Raw genomic sequence first — 1,310 nt, 5'->3', positions numbered from 1 at the left:
ATTCTCCTTTTTGAAAAAAGTATAATTTTAATCCTGAAAGTTGTCAATTTCTAAAAAAGTTATCTTTTAAAGCAAATCACAAGAAAGTTTATCGGGTTTGGAAACCTGCCCGACAGCAGGCGGGGACAGACAGGCTTGCGGGGTTTCTTGTAGGGGAAACGAGGATTTTGGGCTTAATAAAAAACTTGACATAAATTATTGAAAGGGATATTTATACGATGAAGATTATCAGGAGGTAGGCTTATGAAATCCATACTAAGGGTTTTTGGGGGTTGTATCTTCTTAATATTTTCTATTTCTGGTTGCGCATCTGGACCAAAAGTGGTCAAGGTAAATCCACTCAGCTATAGTCCAAACTTTAAAGTCATCTCTGGAAGTTTAAAAGGCGGTTTAGGGATTAAGACTGCCTTGCTTGAACCGGGTGGAGAAATTAAGGGAAAAACAGGAGAGATTCCACCTCCAGCAATTTCTCCGTCTGTTACGTTTTTGCAGTTATTGGGAAAACAGCCTAAGGCCGAAGGGGTTACCCAGGAACTGCCAGATGAGTTTAGGGCAAATCTTCTAAAATCAATTGAGGCAATTGCTTTGCAAAAGGGCTATCAAGTTGTGAGTGCTTTTAAATCCCTGGAAGTTATGACCTATAAAAACAAAAGGAATATAGACCTTCTTATAGTACCAGAAATTCATTTAAGGAGCGATGTTCCTGTAAATTGTAAGACTGCTAAAAGATCACCAACAGCCGCAGCCTTGATGGGAATTACCCTGGGAAAAGGTAGAATTAGCTGTGTTGGACATGCTCGTTACACGGGCCAGCTTGTCTTAGAGATAATAGAACCTCTTACTAGAGAAAAGTTATTTATAAAGTCTTTAGAATTTCATATTCCTGAGCAGCCTATAGAGGTTGAAGTAGAATATTCTGATAATGCCTCTCAACCAGCTGCGCTTCAACTGGCCTATCAAACAGTTGCTCAGGCAGGAAATACTGCCTTAAACAAAGGGTTAGAAGAAGCTTATACTCAATATATTAAACTGTTTAAAGACTTTTTGCCTGAGGGTGAGGAAGCAAAGCAACTTTTTCTTCAGGCAAGGAAATTAAAAACCATGAAGACATATTAGTTTTGTGGGGGCTTAAGGCTCCTATTTTGCTTTATTTTATGAGAAAGATTATTTTGAATCCGAACCAGGAATGGTCTGCTTTTAAGAAAATTTCATAGAAGCGGTTACGACTGTAGAGATTAATACAGATATAGCCCTTGATGAGGAATTGATGCAATTTCTCAGGCAGCGCTTTGCCCTGGCCAGGTTCTTAA

General features: G+C 38.9%; 1 protein-coding gene. It reads left to right on the top strand.

Going from position 1 to position 1,310, the window contains the following annotated elements; genetic code table 11:
- The first annotated feature begins 243 nt into the window (after positions 1-243).
- A complete protein-coding gene (locus tag J7J62_06285) occupies positions 244-1,116 on the top strand; it encodes a hypothetical protein (GenBank protein ID MCD6124761.1) in 873 nt (290 codons plus the stop codon).
- The last annotated feature ends 194 nt before the right edge of the window (positions 1,117-1,310 follow it).

Source organism: bacterium (genome assembly GCA_021159335.1).
In the GTDB taxonomy this organism is placed as follows: Bacteria; UBP14; UBA6098; order B30-G16; family B30-G16; genus JAGGRZ01.
Note: the sequence above shows the minus strand (reverse complement) of the source record. Positions and strands in the feature narration are given on the sequence as shown.

Coding starts and splice junctions, on each gene's coding strand:
- J7J62_06285 (MCD6124761.1), top strand. CDS start 244: ATGAAATCCATACTAAGGGTTTTTGGGGGTTGTATCTTCTTAATATTT.